General features: G+C 34.7%; 13 protein-coding genes, 1 tRNA gene and 2 pseudogenes. 9 read left to right on the top strand and 7 right to left on the bottom strand.

All coding sequences use genetic code 11. From position 1 onward, the window contains the following. The first annotated feature begins 127 nt into the window (after window positions 1-127). Window positions 128-838: a heme ABC transporter permease CcmC gene (gene ccmC / locus MWH06_05915; protein ID UPA54799.1), complete on the top strand. Its 711-nt coding sequence runs from the start codon at window positions 128-130 to the stop codon at window positions 836-838. A 50-nt stretch (window positions 839-888) separates the two neighbouring features. On the opposite strand, the gene MWH06_05920 is transcribed toward ccmC, so the two are convergent. Further along, window positions 889-2,484, bottom strand: a complete 1,596-nt coding sequence (locus MWH06_05920) for a hypothetical protein (GenBank protein UPA54800.1) — start codon at window positions 2,482-2,484, stop codon at window positions 889-891. A gap of 180 nt (window positions 2,485-2,664) precedes the next feature. Between MWH06_05920 and MWH06_05925 the strand changes: the two genes are divergently transcribed. From MWH06_05925 to MWH06_05945, 5 genes are all read left to right on the top strand, one after another. Further along, window positions 2,665-3,942: an adenylosuccinate synthase gene (locus MWH06_05925; protein ID UPA54801.1), complete on the top strand. Its 1,278-nt coding sequence runs from the start codon at window positions 2,665-2,667 to the stop codon at window positions 3,940-3,942. A gap of 156 nt (window positions 3,943-4,098) precedes the next feature. After that, entirely contained in the window at window positions 4,099-4,278 is a 180-nt protein-coding gene (locus MWH06_05930; GenBank protein ID UPA54802.1) for a hypothetical protein, read from the top strand. Continuing rightward, the gene (locus MWH06_05935) at window positions 4,257-6,416 is read left to right on the top strand and encodes a hypothetical protein (GenBank protein UPA54803.1); all 2,160 of its coding nucleotides are present in this window, start codon (window positions 4,257-4,259) and stop codon (window positions 6,414-6,416) included. Before MWH06_05930 ends, MWH06_05935 begins: the two co-directional genes overlap by 22 nt. Before the next feature lie 96 nt (window positions 6,417-6,512). Then, complete coding sequence (gene infA, locus MWH06_05940; GenBank protein UPA54804.1) at window positions 6,513-6,776, top strand: translation initiation factor IF-1; 264 nt, start codon at window positions 6,513-6,515, stop codon at window positions 6,774-6,776. Beyond that, complete coding sequence (locus MWH06_05945) at window positions 6,754-7,347, top strand: Maf family nucleotide pyrophosphatase (protein UPA54805.1); 594 nt, start codon at window positions 6,754-6,756, stop codon at window positions 7,345-7,347. Before infA ends, MWH06_05945 begins: the two co-directional genes overlap by 23 nt. Window positions 7,348-7,399: 52 nt before the next feature. On the opposite strand, the pseudogene MWH06_05950 reads toward MWH06_05945, so the two are convergent. The 5 genes and pseudogenes from MWH06_05950 to MWH06_05970 form a co-directional block, all read right to left on the bottom strand. Next, a pseudogene (locus tag MWH06_05950) lies at window positions 7,400-7,486 on the bottom strand (transposase). Window positions 7,487-7,632: 146 nt separating this feature from the next. Next, entirely contained in the window at window positions 7,633-8,895 is a 1,263-nt protein-coding gene (locus MWH06_05955; protein UPA54806.1) for a Tol-Pal system protein TolB, read from the bottom strand. A gap of 9 nt (window positions 8,896-8,904) precedes the next feature. Further along, a complete protein-coding gene (locus MWH06_05960) occupies window positions 8,905-10,539 on the bottom strand; it encodes a ribonuclease J (protein ID UPA54807.1) in 1,635 nt (544 codons plus the stop codon). 192 nt (window positions 10,540-10,731) lie between these two features. After that, window positions 10,732-11,865, bottom strand: a complete 1,134-nt coding sequence (gene dnaJ, locus MWH06_05965) for a molecular chaperone DnaJ (protein UPA54808.1) — start codon at window positions 11,863-11,865, stop codon at window positions 10,732-10,734. Between the two features lie 82 nt (window positions 11,866-11,947). Continuing rightward, a tRNA-Arg gene (locus MWH06_05970) sits at window positions 11,948-12,025 on the bottom strand. 251 nt (window positions 12,026-12,276) lie between these two features. Between MWH06_05970 and MWH06_05975 the strand changes: the two genes are divergently transcribed. The 3 genes and pseudogenes from MWH06_05975 (at window position 12,277) to MWH06_05985 (ending at window position 15,340) form a co-directional block, all read left to right on the top strand. Beyond that, the gene (locus MWH06_05975) at window positions 12,277-13,092 is read left to right on the top strand and encodes a transposase (GenBank protein ID UPA54809.1); all 816 of its coding nucleotides are present in this window, start codon (window positions 12,277-12,279) and stop codon (window positions 13,090-13,092) included. A gap of 482 nt (window positions 13,093-13,574) precedes the next feature. Continuing rightward, window positions 13,575-14,447, top strand: a complete 873-nt coding sequence (locus MWH06_05980; GenBank protein UPA54810.1) for a DNA adenine methylase — start codon at window positions 13,575-13,577, stop codon at window positions 14,445-14,447. Beyond that, window positions 14,444-15,340, top strand: a pseudogene (locus MWH06_05985) (HaeIII family restriction endonuclease). Before MWH06_05980 ends, MWH06_05985 begins: the two are co-directional and overlap by 4 nt. A gap of 52 nt (window positions 15,341-15,392) precedes the next feature. On the opposite strand, the gene MWH06_05990 reads toward MWH06_05985, so the two are convergent. Next, window positions 15,393-16,913: an HlyD family type I secretion periplasmic adaptor subunit gene (locus MWH06_05990; protein ID UPA54811.1), complete on the bottom strand. Its 1,521-nt coding sequence runs from the start codon at window positions 16,911-16,913 to the stop codon at window positions 15,393-15,395. Window positions 16,914-16,956 lie beyond the last annotated feature (43 nt).

Consider the following 16,956-nt stretch of genomic DNA (forward strand, 5'->3'; position numbering starts at 1 on the left):
TACTAAAAATAATAGCAAGCTACTCAAATTATGCTAATTTGTTGACCTACGTAAATATAGAAAAACTATCCTGTTGATAAAACTCAAACTAATTGGTAAATTCTTAACACAATTATTCTCAAAATGAATGTTTTTATTAAAGCCTACAAATTTCACTTCTTTTTCTAAAAAAGCACTACCTTGGCTTGGGGTTATTTGTTTCGCATGTTTTTTAATTGGAATGTTTTTAGCGTTATTCTTCTCCCCAGAAGATTATAAACAAGGAGAAATTGTACGAATCATGTACATTCATGTGCCTTCTGCATGGCTTGCTCTTGGAATATATGGACTCATTGCATCACTCAGTTTCATTTCATTAGTGTGGAACAATAGCATTGCCAGTATCTTGGCACATGCTGCTGCTCCTGCAGGGACAGTTTTTTCTACAATATGCTTAATCACAGGCAGCATCTGGGGAAAAGGAACCTGGGGCACTTGGTGGGTATGGGATGCAAGGCTTACTTCAATGCTGATTTTATTTTTCCTATATACTGGATACCTTTCATTGTGGAGCGCTTTTGATAATGAAGCAAGAGCAGAAAAATCAGCAGCAGTATTTGCCATTTTTAGTGCTATAAATATTCCTATAGTAAAATTTTCTGTGAATTTATGGTCTACTCTCCATCAGCCAGCAAGTATTCTAAGAAGAGGTGGAGTAGCAATAGAAAGCTCTTTGCTGTTGCCACTCATTGTAATGTTTATGTTTTGTACCACATTTTTTTTAGTAGTGTGGATACTAAATGCCCTCCATTTGATTAATTCTTACAAAATAAAGAGAGAAATTAGTGTGCGGTATTAGATAGTCTTACAACTCTATGAAAGAATATGCTAGAGAGCCTACCAGTGTCTTTAATGTAAATGCTCATGTGATTCCATAGATAATCTCTGTTTTTTTATTCTATCTGTCCATTTATCATTTTCTATATCTTGTTTGTTGGTTGCTTTTTTTTCTTGCTCAACAATTGCCTTATCTACCTTCTGATAAATTGCATCAATTGCATTAATCGCACCTTTTTTTTCGTATACTTCTCTTTTTCCTTCAATGATTAACTTAATAAAAGTATTTACAACAGACTGCACTTGATTATGATTAACCTGAACTTTTATCAAAGAAGGTAAAGAGCCTAATTCCATCAATACTTCTGGTGCTGTTTTATCTTGAGTGGAAAGTCCTAAATTATCTGCTACTTCACTTATTAATAACTCTCTGTGTTCTTTATTATCTTCCAATTTAGCATAATCACTCAATAGATCCATAACTGTAGATACTCTAACTTCAATAATATCATCAACATCTTCATCTCCTAGAGCAACTCCTGATTCTAATAACCTCTCTCTGAGATTTTTGCTTAAAAGATTGATAAACTCTTCATTTGCATCCGATCCTGTAGTAGATATTGTACCATCTAAATAGTTACTTTGAGTACCTAAGCTATGCTCTATTTGTATTTTTGTCTCAGGTTTAAATCCTAATTTTGCACAGAATTTCTGAAAATATTCTTTAATAATGTCAAACAAGCTCTTGCCATTATCTTTATAATTTTTTAACTCTTTAGGAATAGTAAGTGACAATTTACCATCTTTGTATGTTACAAAGTCTTTACCATCTTGAGACTCAAGTGTAAATTCTAATGAGTTAGACAGATCACATATCTTATCACCATGCATAACTTGATTTTTAACAGAGAGTATTGGTAGCCTCATATCAGATCTAATTCTCACATTATTTTGGTTAGCACAATCAATGTTTATTACTTTTTTAGGATTTTCTACTATGAACGACTGTCCAAGTGCAAGTTGGGTTTGTATAAATGGAGCAGCCTCATACCCTGCTTGATTACAATTGGTGACTAGCTCTTCTAAAATAGCATTACTTGGAACTTCTGCCCCAGCGTATCTGAACATTTTCTTGAAAACTTCTTTTGCAAAGGAACGGTAGTCTTTGTTTTCATCTTTCTCTGTTGGTAATAGATGTTGGCCAGCATTGTAAAATTCTTCAAATTCTTTCTTATATGAATCGGTTTTTTGATGATCAGCAATTTTGGGATTTTCACAGTGATTTTTCCATAGCTCACCCAATGCATTACTTACAAGCTCTTTCTCAATATCTTTGAGTACTGAAGCAACAAAAGCTTTGCCATGATCCGTATCTATTTCTCTTGTTCCTTTTTTGTTAAATATTTCGTCATTATATATATCATCACTATTAAAAAGTTCGCTTTTGCGGTGCTTAGCTCCTTCCTTAAATGCAATAATAAGATTTTTATCTATTTCTTTTCCGTTAATAATAAAATTCATCCTTTGAAAATCTAAGAACATTGTTTCACCAGAATTTGCTAATTCATTATCTTGATCTGCTCTTAATTTACTAAAATTGCACTCTTTAGCTGTGGCCTTTAATCTAACTACTGGACTCTTATTATTTTTTTCTTTTGCCTCTTTCATAAATAACACCTTACTGTAAATATGTTGTAAGTTGTATCATATAATGATGAATAATTTGGTAATATATTAAGAAAATCGACAGTATATTTCTTTATTTAAGAGGTGCAGGAAAGGCATAGATTTCTCTTTCCATTTGTGGCGTATTGCATTAATATTTATGTATTAATTTAGAAAATAATGATGAATAACATTGTAATTGTTGGTCTGCAATGGGGTGACGAAGGCAAGGGTAAAATAATAGATTATCTTTCTGAGAATGCAGATGTAGTTGTGAGATTTCAGGGAGGAAATAATGCAGGGCACACTATAGTAATAGGTGATGAGGTTTATAAATTAAATTTACTGCCCTCCGCTGTTTTGAGGCCAGGCAAAATATCTATCATAGGAAACGGTGTTGCTCTTGATTCACATGCTCTAATCTCAGAAATAGAGTTATTGAAAGTTAAAGGAATGGATATCAATCCCAATAATTTGATAATATCTGAAAGCTGTCCACTAGTACTTAGCGTACATAAGGACAAGGAAAAGTTATTTGAAGATTTAAACGGAAATCGCAAAATTGGTACAACAAACAAAGGGATAGGGCCATGTTATGAAGATAAAGTTGGCAGGAGAGCTATACGCTTTTGTGACTTAGAAAACGCAGATGAGCTCAATAAAAGAGTGGATACTCTTTTGAATTACCACAATGCTATCAGAAAAGGCCTTAACTACCAAGTGGTTAAAAAAGAAGAAATATTAAAGGAAATTCGAGAGGTTTCAGAAAAAATTCTTTCATATAAAAAACCTGTGTGGAAGATATTAAATGACTTGATGAAAGAAGGTAAGAAAATAATATTTGAAGGTGCCCAAGGCGCATTTTTAGATATCGACCACGGAACTTACCCTTTTGTTACTTCAAGTAATACCGTAGCATCGCAAGCAATAACAGGCTCAGGATTATCCTCCAATGCTCACATTATTGGTGTGGCGAAAGCTTATACAACCAGAGTGGGCAATGGTCCATTCCCTACTGAGCAAAAGAACGAAGTGGGGGATAGCTTATTTACTATAGGCAAGGAACTTGGAACAGTAAGCAATAGAAGAAGGCGCTGCGGATGGTTTGATGCAGTTTTAGTGCGCCAGGCTGTGCAACTCTCTGGAGTTTCAAGCGTTGTATTAACCAAATTAGATGTGCTTGATTCTTTTGATACAATTAAAATATGCACTGATTACAAGTATAGCGGGAAAATGTATGATTATTTACCCGCATCGCATTCAATACAAGAGGAATTAGAGCCAGTATATGAAGAGTTTCCTGGCTGGAAAGAAAATACTCAAGGTAAAAGGTCGATTGAAGCATTGCCTATCAATTTAATAAAATATATAGAAGGGTTAGAAAAATTAATAGGCGTACCAATTCATCTAATTTCAACTAGTCCAAAGAGAGAGGATATTATTAAGCTTAAAAATCTATGAAGACGTCTTGTTAACTTTTATCCAATAAAAAAAATACTTGCGTAACTTCGAATAGTCTATTATGTAAAGTAGTAGTGTAAACGTATAGTGAGCAGTGTGATTTTTTTTAATATATGTTGATTATTATAATATAAATATAGCTAAAGGAGGCATATTATGATTGCAGATTTGACTAAGGAAGAAAAAACAGAAAATTTGGAAGATAAGAGAAGGTTATTAGAGCTTTTGAGAAAAAGGATGGACTTTGCTGATATACAAAAAGCTTATGATAATTGGCGTTTTAGCGATCTAGTAGGTATAATGATTTTAAGCGAATGTATGAGGATCAAGCAGTAAAAGAAAGAGAAAAACCTGATAGTGAGTACTTTGAGGAAAATATAGGTAAATACATAAAATTAGTAGAGGAAGGAAAAGAAATTATAAGTAGGTATTTTGGAAAATGGAAAGTGAATTTTCAAGCTTACTGTGAAGAAATTAATAATAATAGAGTTTTGAATGTTAACCTTATTCATTACGATAAGAGTGAGCCAACAAGAATTAGTGACATTTTACAGCAAGAGAAAGATATTAAAGAATTGAATATCTATTGCAATAAAAAACATGAAATATATGCTCATCAAGAAGGTAAGAAAAGATATTATGAAATTAAAGAAGGCGCATGTTATAAAATGATAAGCACTTGGCCTGTAGAGAATGGATCCAGAATGCGTACCATGATTATGAATGTGAGTAGCGATGGCATAACTGAAGTACTAAAATTTAATGGTAAAGATTTTGTGCCATCGGAGGAGATCCTAGAATTAATAAAGCAAAACGATGAATTATATATTCAAGGCCTCGTCTTACATGATGCTGTACTAGAAAAGGGTAAATTGCCTGATGTTGTGCCCGTTGCTAATAATGATTTGCAGAGTAATGAATCTATCAGGGTCAATAAGGATGGGGGGCAAGGAGACCTTGAAAATGGTGCTTCTACTCCTTCTTTTACAGATGAGTCAACTCAAACAGAAGAGACATTGCCTGATGTTGTGCCTGTTGCTAATAGCGATACATCGACTCAAATGGAAGTCAATTTACAGCACACTGGAACTCAGACAGAATTTGCTTCACAACAAATGGATGAATTGATTTTAAATAATCAGATGCTGTCCGAAAAAAACGTTGAATTGAAGCAAGAAATGTCAAATTTGAAAAAAGAAGCTGTTGAATTGAAGCAAGAAATAGAAGCAGGGTTGCAAGTGATAAATAAAAAGCACCATGAATTAATACAAGAAAATCAGCGACTACAGGAGAAACTAGAAACAACCCAAGCAGAAGCTAATCAAACAATTGTAAAGTTAGAGAAGCAGAATAGCAATTTACAAGACAGGTTTGAAAAAGAGGAGCAAAAAAACACGGAATTGCAAACTGAACTGGCACAAAAAAATGAAGAATTAGCAGGTGTGTTAAAAGAGCTACAAGGGAAAGCACAAGAACTTAAAGGTGTATATGAAGAAAAAAGAAAGCTAAAGGAAGAGCTGAAAATTGTTAATGCAGGAAAGAAGAATTTGGAAAAAGAGCTAAATCAAGTACGAGAAGATGCGGAACAGATAATGGTTGAACGACGCCAGCAGAAAGAGCGCTTGAAAGATCAGCTAAGAGAATTAGATCAGGAATATAAGGTACAAGTAGAAATTGAGCAAAAGATTAAAGAATCAGATAGGCAGGATAGCGATTTACAAGATACACTTGGAGAAGAGAGACTAAAACTCAACATTGAAGAGCTAGAAAACGAGTACGAGGAATTTCCAGGAGATAAGGTGCTTACACTTGAACTCACTAAAGATGAAGATAAAGATAAAGTCGAAGAGTTAAGAAACGAGCTAGAGCGTGAGGAAGAAAAGTGTAAACAATTATTAGAAGAAGAAAATGAATGGGGTGATGAATTGGTAGGAATGCTTGATGGACTGGAAGAAAAAATTCGTGCTGATGAACAAAGGAGCTTCAACAATCAATTAACGGGAGAAATTTCTAATGAGTCTGGTAATGCTCCACAAAAGAAGAGCGGGTTATCCAAATCTTTAAGCCTTGATAATGAGTCTTATGTTCCACTGAGAGAGAAGACAACATTACTCAGATCTTTAAGCATTGATGACGGATATGGTAGCGATGAGGAAAAGTGTGATAATGGTTTATCTTCTAACATAAGTTCTATTGAACAAAGAAGCTTCAACCATCGATTTTATAATCTAACAGGAGACATTTCTAGTGAGCCTGATAATGTTCCACGAAAGAAGATAGAGTTATTCAGATCTTTAAGCTTTGATAGTGAATCTGATAATGAGTCTTATGTTCCACAGGAAGGGGACAATGATAGCGCATATGATAGCAATGAGGAAAATTGTGATAATGATTTATCTTCCAACATAAGTTCTATAAGTTCTGTTGAGAAGGTGGCAGAGAGAGGAAACGTAGGTAAGGTTATTGGAGGTTAAGTAGCAACTTAAGTGGGGTGCAAAAGGTCTTTTGTGTTGATAATAATTTAAAATCTATAGTAGACTGAAAAAGATTATTAAATTATAATATAACATATGATAAAAGACGAGAAATCGAAAACAATTTTTGAAGTGGAAGGGGCAGTAACTGCTTTACTACCTGCAGCAGAATTTAGAGTGAAACTGGATAATGAACATGAGATTATCTGTCATGTATCAGGAAAAGTGAGAAGAAGTAAAATACGCATCATTATCGGGGATAGGGTGTTAGTTGAGATGAGCATTTACGATAGGAATGCAAAAAAAGGTCGGATCATTAGAAGGCTTAAAGGTACAAGTGACAGAACGATCTCTAAATAATCTTATTCTTGCTTCATCATCAGAAAGACGTGTAGCTTTACTAAAACAAATCAATATTAAGCCAGGCTTAGTTTTGCCAGCAGATATAGACGAAACTCCTTTGAAAAAGGAACTTCCGAAGGATTACTCAATCCGTATGGCAAAAAGTAAAGCTGAGAAAATACAAAGTTCAAATCCAAATTACTTTGTGCTTGGTGTTGATACAGTTGTTGCTTGTGGTAGAAGGATATTGCTTAAAGCTGAAAACGTTGAGCAAGCAGAAAAATGCATCCGCTTGTTATCAGGAAGAAGGCATAGAGTATATACCAGTGTGTGTCTATTAACTCCCGATCAATCTAAACAACATATTAGAACTGTGGTTACGATAGTGAAATTTAAACGTCTCAGTGAACAAGAAATTAAGTATTATTTAGCATCAGAAGAGTGGAAAAATAGAGCAGGGGGATGCAATATACAAGGCCTAGCTGGAATGTTCGTATTGTTCTTACGCGGCTCCTACTCTTCCGTTATAGGGTTACCATTACATGAAACCTATTGTTTGCTAAGTAATTATTTTAACCGGGAGTGTTAAATAAACCATACGCATCAAGTTAAGGCCCAATATAGCACCATTTAAAGTGGGTAGATAGCCTTTCAAAATCCCTTAACAAGTGTGCCCAACAAATCTGTCTTTTTTCGTCACTGAAGTAGTTGTAAACCGCATACCTATCAATGGGATTATACCTGAAATTGCTGCTATTGGAGTAATTGCAACTGTTGTGTTGTCAGGAATCGCTGGTACTATAGTAGGTGGTGTAGCGGGATATCTTATTAATGTGGCAATAAATCAATGCTGTGGAGCATGCAGCTCAGTAGTTCAAGAATAAGACCAATCCGGTAAAGAAGCATTTGTGGGAGTGGAAACCATTTTTTGATTTTTCTTTACTAAGTCTACTAAATATAGTTTAGAGTTGCTTGGTGATTCTGTTCTTGTGAAAATGATTTCTCTACCATTTGGTAGCCATGCCGGAGATTCAATTTTATGCCCTTCTGAAAGTAGACGTTCTTCTTTGCCATCTGGCTTCATAACTCCTATGTAAAATTTTCCTGACTGAATCTTTGTGAAAGCTATCAGATCTCCTTTTGGCGACCAAACAGGCGTAGCATATCTTCCACTTCCAAAACTAATTCTTTTAGGTTTTTTACTTTTGTTAGTAAAATCGATAACATACAGTTGCTGACTTCCACTTATATCAGAACTAAAAACCATATATTTTTGATCTGGAGAGAAGGAGGGAGAAGTGCTTATAGCTGAACCTTTAGTAATTTTTTTTGTCCGTTTACTACTTAAATCCAAAGATAATATATTCGTTTCACCACCCAATGAGTGGGAAATTAAAAGAGATTTACCATTAGGAGAAAATCTTGGTGCAGAAATAACTCCTTCAAATGCGCTGATTATTGATTCAGTGTGGTCTTTTAAATTTTTTAATACTATATAACTTTTACCATTTGCGTATGAGATATAAACAATACCCTTTCCATTTGGTGAGAATCTCGGTGTTGACACAAATCTATCGCCATTTGTTAAGTATTTTATATTACTTCCATCTTGATTCATCACAGCAATTTTACGTACGGATTTATAATTGCTATCTTTTTCTTCAGCAATATACGTGATTTTTGTGTTGAAGTGCCCTTTCTCACCAATCAATCTATCATGTATCACATCCGAAACGAGGTGACCAATTTTTCTCCAGTCTTTTGCTGGAAAAACAACTGACTGAGTAAGTAATTCTCTTTTTGTAAAAGTGTCAAACAAACGAAATGATAGCTCTAATGCACTACCAGATATTTCGCTTAAACTTACTGTGACTACAGTATCGCTTTTCCAAGATTTAGATTCAGCTTCCGCGCCACGTTTTACATTAAATAAGCCACAATTAGATAAATTTGTTCCTATTACCTTTGCAATATTTTCGCTTAATTCGCTTTCCAGCGCTGTTTTACATGTACATTTAGATACAACAAGACCAATGTTACCAACACTGCTTTTTTTTATATCAACATATAAAGCAGCTTTTGTAAAATAAGGAATAAATAACGAAACAAGCAATATTAGTTGAACGAATAACTTCATTCTTTCATTTCATACCTGTTCTATCTGGATCTTAATTATAGGTCTTTTTAGTAAATATTCCTTTAAGATACTCAATATTGAACTTTCAATCTTATTTTTAATTTTTTTTGTTAGCTGCAAACTAAACAACGACTCAACTTTCTTGACAATTTTCTGTATAATAGCTGCATCTTCTAGCACTTCAAAAACACCAGGTACAAATACTTTCGGTTTAGTAAGCAATTTATTTTTCTTGTTTACAACTGCTGTTACCACAATAACTCCGGCATCTCTCATTCTTTTACGCATTTTTATAACACTGCTCTCCGGATGACGTAACAGCATGCCATCAATGCCAAAGTAGTCAACATCAATTGAATCAACCTTTTCTCCGTTCTCCAAATTAATAATATCACCTGGTGCAATCATTATTGCTTTTGCCACACCGCACTCTTTAGCAAATTTTACATGTGCATGCGTGTGAATATATTCACCGTGAACTGGAATAGACATCTTCGGTTTTATCAAGGAATACATTTCCTTTAGCTCTTCTCTTGTTGGATGCCCAGAAGCATGAACATGCTCTGTTTTTTCAGTAACAACTTCTACCCCCATCTCAATAAAGGCATTGAGCATGTTGTGCGCACGAGTTTCATTTCCAGGAATGATTTTTGACGAAAAGATCATGGTATCACCTTGCTGCATTTTAAATGCTTGATGACTCTTATTAGCAAGCCTTGAAGTTGCTGCCAGTGGCTCACCTTGACAACCTGTGCAAAGTAGCACCAGTTCTTCCCTTGGAAAATTTACTGCTTCCTTTGCTTCAAGAAACTGAGGAGAATCAGTTAAATAACCACTATCTTGCGCAACTTTCACTATTCTCCATAAAGATCTACCAAGTAAAACTACTTTTCTATTTAGTGCTTTTGCAGCTTGGCTTATCGTTTCAATTCGTGCCACATTTGAAGCAAATAGCGAAACAGCAACTAATTTTTTAGACCGCTTTATTATGTTATAAATATTATTATAAATTTCACCTTCTGACTCAGGGTGATGCTTGCTTAATATATTGGTTGAATCGCAAATTGCTGCAAGCAGGTCACCTTTATCGCCAATTTCTTTTAGACGCTCCATATTAGAAGTTAATCCAACAACAGGTTTTGGATCAAATTTCCAGTCTCCGGTATGGAGTGCACTACCCATTTCAGTGCTAATTAATATTGAATTTGCCTCAGGAATTGAATGAGTTACATTTATAAACTCGACGGTAAAAGGACCCAAATTTATGCTGCCATTTATGTCTACCTCTTTCACAGGCACTATACCTTCCAATCGAAATTCTTTTAGTTTCTCTTTAAGAAAATTAACCGTAAATTTTGTTGTATATATGGGGCACTGCAACTCTTCCCACAAGTGGGGCACTGCACCGCAGTGGTCCTCATGTGCATGTGTAATTATTATTCCAAGCAAATCTTTTTTTCTTTGAGCAATAAAATCTACATCAGCAATGAGCAGCTCAACACCTGGCATAGTTTCATCTGCAAAACCAACACCAAGGTCGATCATAATCCACTTACCTTGGTAATGATATAGGCTAACATTCATCCCGATTCTTCCTACTCCCCCAAGCGGAAGAAATAAAAACTCATTTTTGTTTATATCCATTAAATTTAAATTATTAAAACCTGAGAATAGCAAAACTTCGACCTTAAATAAAGAAATTTATTGCTTTTACATAGTTTTAAGGAACTAAGAAGTTTCTGTTGGCTAATAATAACACTATTGTTAAGTTTTCCATTAATAAGGTCAAAGAATTGCAGGATTAAATGAAAACCCGTAAACAGTTACCCCTTTATGTCATTTAGCAGATTTCTTATTTTTTTTTACTTTACTAAAAAACCCTTCAGATTGCTGTTGTACACTTGCATTTTCCTCTTCTTCAAGTGCTTTTAATAGTTCAATTTGCTTTTTAGTTAAATTTTTTGGATTTAAAGTCTCAACTATTACCTGTACATATAAATCACCACGAACATGTGAGTTCATGTATGGCATACCCTTTTCCCTACAACGTAGTTTGGTACCAGTTTGAGTGCCTTCAGGGACCTTTACTTTTATTTTAGCTCCATCAATTGATTGGACATCGATTTCGCCACCAAGCACTGCTAGTATCATTCTTATAGGCACTTTACAGTGTAAATCTGCTTTATTTCTAGTAAAGATTTTATGGGAAATTATTTTCACGTATACGTGTAAATCTCCACTTTTTCCACCTCTTGTTCCAGCTTCTCCTTTACCACTTATCCTTACCTTAGCTCCTTCTTCTATGCCTTTTGGAATTGAAACGGATATATTTACTTCATCTCTTCTACGTCCACTTCCACCACATTTCTTACATTTATTTTGTATTACTTCTCCTTCCCCATAGCATGTAGTACATGTTCTTTCGATGGTAAAAAAGCCTTGCTGAGTTCTAATCCTACCGCTTCCCTGGCATGTGGGGCACTGAACTGGTTTAATTGCTCTTTCGCTACCTGTGCCTTGGCATGTATCACATTTTACATTTGTCACATAATGTATAGGCGCTTGTATTCCTTTAAATGCATCTTCTAAGGTAATTTCAAGATCATAACGTAGGTCTGCTCCAGACACTCCTGTTGTGCTCCTTTTTGCTCTTGATCTACTTGCACCACCACCGAATCCTCCACCAAAGAAGTCATTGAATATGTCGCTAAAATCTCCTGCAGAGCTAAAGCCTTGAAACCCACCAGAAGCACCTTCGTAGCCATAACGGTCATAGCTTGCCCTTTTCTCAGAGTCAGATAGAACTTCATATGCAGCTGTTACTTCTTTAAATTTTTCCTCTGCTTCTTGATTGCCAGGATTTCTATCAGGATGATATTTTAACGCTAATTTTTTATACGCTTTTTTTATCTCATCAATACTGGCATTTCTTCCTACTTCCAGCAGATCATAGTAGTCTTTTTTGCTCATATATAATAGTTTAGTGTTTAACCTTTAAAGATAGGTATTGCATATATTAATTTCAAGTGTGACTTCTGTTTCCTATAAAATGTGGTGCACCCTGAGCGACTTGAACGCCCGACCTTTTGATCCGTAGTCAAATGCTCTAATCCAACTGAGCTAAGGGTGCTTTCATAAAGTTAACTTTAGCAGGTTTTATAGCTTGATTCAATTAATTTGGCTAAAAATAAAACTGTTAATTTTTATCATACGTGAAACCTGCAAAAAATTGCATTTATTTTCTTAAGAATCATTTTATGGTCAAGCTCAAAAAAAACGGATAAGTCAAGCAAAGTTACAAATAGACCTGCTGAAAAAGGTGATTGAAAAAATGATGTGAGAGAGGTAGAAGAAGAATAAGCAGATCAAGTAAGGAAAAAAATGAGCTTTAGTTACTATAATATGAAAAAATACCCAAGAAACTTTCGTAATATAACAGGTTTAACTATAGAGGAGTTCGAAAAAGTAGTGGAAAAAGTGAGGTCTGGATGGGAAAAACAGAAAAAGTGTCATGGTAGAAGATCAAAACTACCAACTCTGGAAGATAAGTTGTTTTGCGTAATTTTGTACTATCGCACTTACATAACACATAGATTTTTAGGATGCCTATTCAATGTACACAACGCAAATGTATGTAGGTTACTTAAGAGAATAGAGCCATTACTCGCCAAAAAAGTGACTATAACAAAAGATAGAAGTATGACGCCAGAAAAAATACTGAAGATTTTGGCTGATGTTACAGAACAGCAAATACAGAGACCAGAAGATAGTAAAAAACGGAAGAAATCATATTCAGGAAAAAAAAGAACCAACACTATGAAAACTGAGATTATTATCGAAGAAGGAGGAAGAATTTTATCAGTGTCAAAGTCATACCGTGGTAGAATTAGTGATTTCCGCATAAGGAAACAAGAAAAATATTTACCACTTGATAGCATAAAACATGCCGATTCTGGATATCAAGGTTGGCAAAAATTGCAAAGCAATGTTATAATTCCATATAAAAAGTATCGTAAAAAGCCATTAACTCCAGAGCATAATAGAAGATTAGCATCATTTAGAATGAGAGTAGAAAACAAGATCCGAGAGATAAAGATATTTAAGATTATGTCGAATGTTTATCGCAATTTTCAGAAAAAATATAACCTGAGGTTCAATATTATTGCTGGTATTGTAAATCTTAAGCACGCCTTTTAGTTAACCTTGATTTTAGTCACCCTCCTTTCCTTTTTTTTATCGCTTGATTCGCAGCAGGTCTATAGAAAATTTTGGAATTTATATGCATAATTAGACAAGTAGTTTTTAACACATAACTCAAAAGACGGCGTGGTGTATGTTGCAAAGAGTTAGGGAATCATGGACAATTGAAAATGTTATGTTTCTAGGAGAAATAGGAATCGACAATGATTATGGAGATTATTAGGTTTAGGAAATTGTACTTATGAAAGTGTTAGGCATTCTGCCGGTAAATATGTTAAACAACAAGCAAGCACTGATGGAGTTGAAAGTTTTTGGGTTGTTCTAAAGCATGGTACATTTTATCACTTCAGTGTTAAATATTTAAATCGCTATGTAGATGAATTTTCAACCGGCATAATACGTTTACATGGACTTTAATGAATGTTTTAACACATATGGTCCGAAATTCGGAAAAGGACCACATATTTTGAGCCAACTATATGAATGAAAAGAAAGTTAAAATAAATGCTTCTTTTAACGAATTAATGCTTGCTAGTGTAGGGAAAAAACCAAACAAAGAAAAAGAAACAAATAAAGTTGTTTTGCCTGTAAAGTCTCCTCTTCGTTATCCTGGTGGTAAGAGTCGTGCTGTTTCCCAAATCATTAATGAATATATTCCAAAAGGGTTACCTAAGCTTTGCTCTCCTTTTATAGGCGGAGGATCAATAGAGTTAGCGTTAGCCAGCATAGGAACAAAAGTTTATGGTTATGATGCCTTTGAACCATTAGTAAGATTTTGGCAGGTGCTTTTAAAAGATGCTTCTTACCTTGCAGAGGTGGTGCGGAAGTATCAAAATATGACATCCATCATGTTTTATAACTTACAAAAAACATTTTTCACCTTGAAAGATAGAGTTGAAATTGCTGCAGCATTTTTTGCATTAAATCGCTCATCTTTTAGCGGTACAACATTGTCGGGCGGTATGTCCCCAGGACACCCACGTTTTACACCAAGTTCAATAGAAAGATTGGCAAAGTTCTCAATTAAAAATCTTACTGTGAATTCAGCTGACTTTAAAAAAAGTATTCCTAAACATGCAAATGATTTTTTATATTGTGATCCTCCCTATCTAATTGATCAAAAACTATATGGAAAAAGAGGTGATCAACACACAGATTTTGATCATAAAGGACTTGCCAAACTTTTAGCGACTCGTGATGGATGGATTTTGTCGTACAATGATTGCGAAGAAATACGGGATATGTATACAGGGTATCGTATTATTACACCCAAGTGGACTTATGGGATGGGTAACTCTAAAAAATCAAATGAGGTTTTAATCTTGAGCAAAGACTATAGGAAGATAGCATGAAGCAAAACATAAACGGAAAGGCGTTTGAGTATACATTAGCTATAGCATTTTATCAAATAACAAAAGCAAAGATTCAAGAAAATTCTTCTTTTGAGGTAGCTAAAAATTGCTATAGAAGTTTAGAAGATTTACATAAATATATATTAGAAAAAGCCTCCAGTGAGGCAGCAATGTTTTTGCAAGCACATGATGCTAGAGTAACAAACGCACGTTCTATTTTGCTTCAAGATGACGGTGTTGGAATACAGGGTGATGTTCGAGATATTGTGATTGAAGTCCCTAAAGGTCAAATTGGAATTTCAGCTAAATACAATCATGCTGCAATAAAACATTCTCGACTTTCAGATAAAATTGATTTTGGTAAAGAATGGACAGATCATCCATGTGGCAAAAAATATTTTAAGACTATTCAGCCTGTATTTATGCAATTAAGAGAAATGCGTGCTCAGAATATGCTATTTAGAGATATTCAAGGAAAAGAAACAAGAATTTATTTGCCAGTTTTAACAGCGTTTGAGGATGAGCTTAAACGGCTATGTGAAAGTTTTAGAGGTGTATTTGTTGAAAAATTTTTCAGATATTCACTTGGGCGTCATGATTTTTATAAGATTATGTTAAAAACACCATGTAAAAGAAAAACAGTCTCTTTGTAGTCCGTCAATATTGGCGGCACATTAGAATACGGTTCAAAATGGAAAATACCTGAAAGAATAAGAGTAATAGAAAGAAAGTCTGGCTCGTCAAGTACAATAGAAATAATGTTTGAGGGTGGATGGACTATTTCTTTTAGGCTTCATAATGCAAGTAGCAAAACAGAGCCTTCTTTAAAATTCGATATTCAATTTATAGGGATTGCAAGTAGTGTAGGGCTACATGTTATTGATATTGTCTAACTATATACCTAAATTTTATTACGGCACTTTCACTACTACTTTAACGAGTGAGCTACCTTTCTATAAAAGACCTATCGACTGTTGCAATTATAGGCGTAAACAAGAATGATAAAAGAGTACGGGATTGAGTAACTATGTACACTTCTGCTGGCATACCAGGGTATAGGTATACATTTTTAAATTGAGCAAGCTCTGACTTTGGTATCACTACACGCACTGAATAATAACGCCCTAGTCTTGGATCATCAAGAGCATCAGGAGAAATATGGCTTACTATACCACTAATTAAACTTAAACGACGTGCACTGTAAGCACTCAGCCGGACTTTAACCTTTAGCCCTTCTAGCCCATCAATAGAGACTATGTTGCTATCTTTCTTTTGTGCTGACAGTACCTCTTCTATGTTTCTGGTCTGAATTTTAGCATCTATTATTAGGTCATCATCCGATGGCACTACGCTCATGATTGGAACTCCAGATTGTATAACACCACCTTCAGTATGGTATCTTATATCTGTGACTATCCCATCTTGAGGGGATTTAATTATTGTACGTGCTAATGAATCTTCAGCAACCATCAGCCTCTCTTTCAAGTCTGCAATAGACGTACTAACTTCCTTAAGTTCAGCGTTTGCTCTTTCTTGAGAATCATTTCTCACGTTTATAATTTCTAATTCGTTCTCTCCAATTTTTTGCTGCACTTGAGATATTGCAGAACGGTAATGTCCAACTCTGCCTTCAATTTCAGCAAACTGTTTTTCTAAAGCTAAAATGTGCGGTTTGCTTATATGGCCACTATCAAGTAATTGCCTTTTTGTTTCCAACTCCTCAGTTATCAAGTCATATTGCTTATGAGCTGCATTTAGTTGAAAGTTTAGTCCAGCTAATTCATCATTTAACTGCTTTATACGTTGTTGCAGTATGTCTGTTTTTCCCAATATGCTCTTTCTCTGAGAGTTGAACAACTTTACTTGATTCTTTATCGCTTTATTTACAAGTTCATCGTGAGATAATTTTTTAACCTCATCAGAAAACTCGAGCGTGTCTAAATCTCCTCTGATTGCAATAAGCCTTGCTTCTGTTGCTAAAAATGATAAGAGCTTCTCTTTGATAATACTTAAATTCGCCTTCTCGTTAACATCACTCAACAAAACTAGAGGCTCATCTTTTTTAACTGCTTGGCTCTCTTTGACTAAAATTTTGCTTATTATTCCTCCGCCCAAGTGTTGAACTATTTTCCTATTTGAAGATACAATAACTTCTCCACTTGCATGCACCGCACCGTCAATTGGAGCTATAGCCGACCAAATACCACCTACCCCAAAAAAGATGAGTATTACTACCAGACCAAAAAATAGTGGTCCCCATGTTACTCTCAGAACTTCATTTACGTTATTACTTTCGCGTTTTAAAATAAAATTTATCACTGCATCAATCAATGCAAACGTCTTATCCAAAAATTTTGGGTACTTCTTCTTTTTATTTTTTGCTCCTTGCATATTTATATTATCACTATGGCTAATCAGGCCTGTCAAAGAAAATCCAGTGCTAAGCTTTTTCAACTTACTTATCATAATACTACTGTGAATTTGTGTTAACTCAAGATAACACACAAAA

Source organism: Wolbachia pipientis (assembly GCA_023052945.1).
Classification (GTDB): domain Bacteria; phylum Pseudomonadota; class Alphaproteobacteria; order Rickettsiales; family Anaplasmataceae; genus Wolbachia.

Excerpts from the sequence above, each read along its gene's own strand:
- ccmC (UPA54799.1), top strand. The coding sequence starts at position 128 with ATGTTTTTATTAAAGCCTACAAATTTCACTTCTTTTTCTAAAAAAGCA.
- MWH06_05920 (UPA54800.1), bottom strand. The coding sequence starts at position 2,484 with ATGAAAGAGGCAAAAGAAAAAAATAATAAGAGTCCAGTAGTTAGATTA.
- MWH06_05925 (UPA54801.1), top strand. The coding sequence starts at position 2,665 with ATGAATAACATTGTAATTGTTGGTCTGCAATGGGGTGACGAAGGCAAG.
- MWH06_05930 (UPA54802.1), top strand. The coding sequence starts at position 4,099 with ATGATTGCAGATTTGACTAAGGAAGAAAAAACAGAAAATTTGGAAGAT.
- MWH06_05935 (UPA54803.1), top strand. The coding sequence starts at position 4,257 with ATGTATGAGGATCAAGCAGTAAAAGAAAGAGAAAAACCTGATAGTGAG.
- infA (UPA54804.1), top strand. The coding sequence starts at position 6,513 with ATGATAAAAGACGAGAAATCGAAAACAATTTTTGAAGTGGAAGGGGCA.
- MWH06_05955 (UPA54806.1), bottom strand. The coding sequence starts at position 8,895 with ATGAAGTTATTCGTTCAACTAATATTGCTTGTTTCGTTATTTATTCCT.
- MWH06_05960 (UPA54807.1), bottom strand. The coding sequence starts at position 10,539 with ATGGATATAAACAAAAATGAGTTTTTATTTCTTCCGCTTGGGGGAGTA.
- dnaJ (UPA54808.1), bottom strand. The coding sequence starts at position 11,865 with ATGAGCAAAAAAGACTACTATGATCTGCTGGAAGTAGGAAGAAATGCC.
- MWH06_05975 (UPA54809.1), top strand. The coding sequence starts at position 12,277 with ATGAGCTTTAGTTACTATAATATGAAAAAATACCCAAGAAACTTTCGT.
- MWH06_05980 (UPA54810.1), top strand. The coding sequence starts at position 13,575 with ATGAATGAAAAGAAAGTTAAAATAAATGCTTCTTTTAACGAATTAATG.
- MWH06_05990 (UPA54811.1), bottom strand. The coding sequence starts at position 16,913 with ATGATAAGTAAGTTGAAAAAGCTTAGCACTGGATTTTCTTTGACAGGC.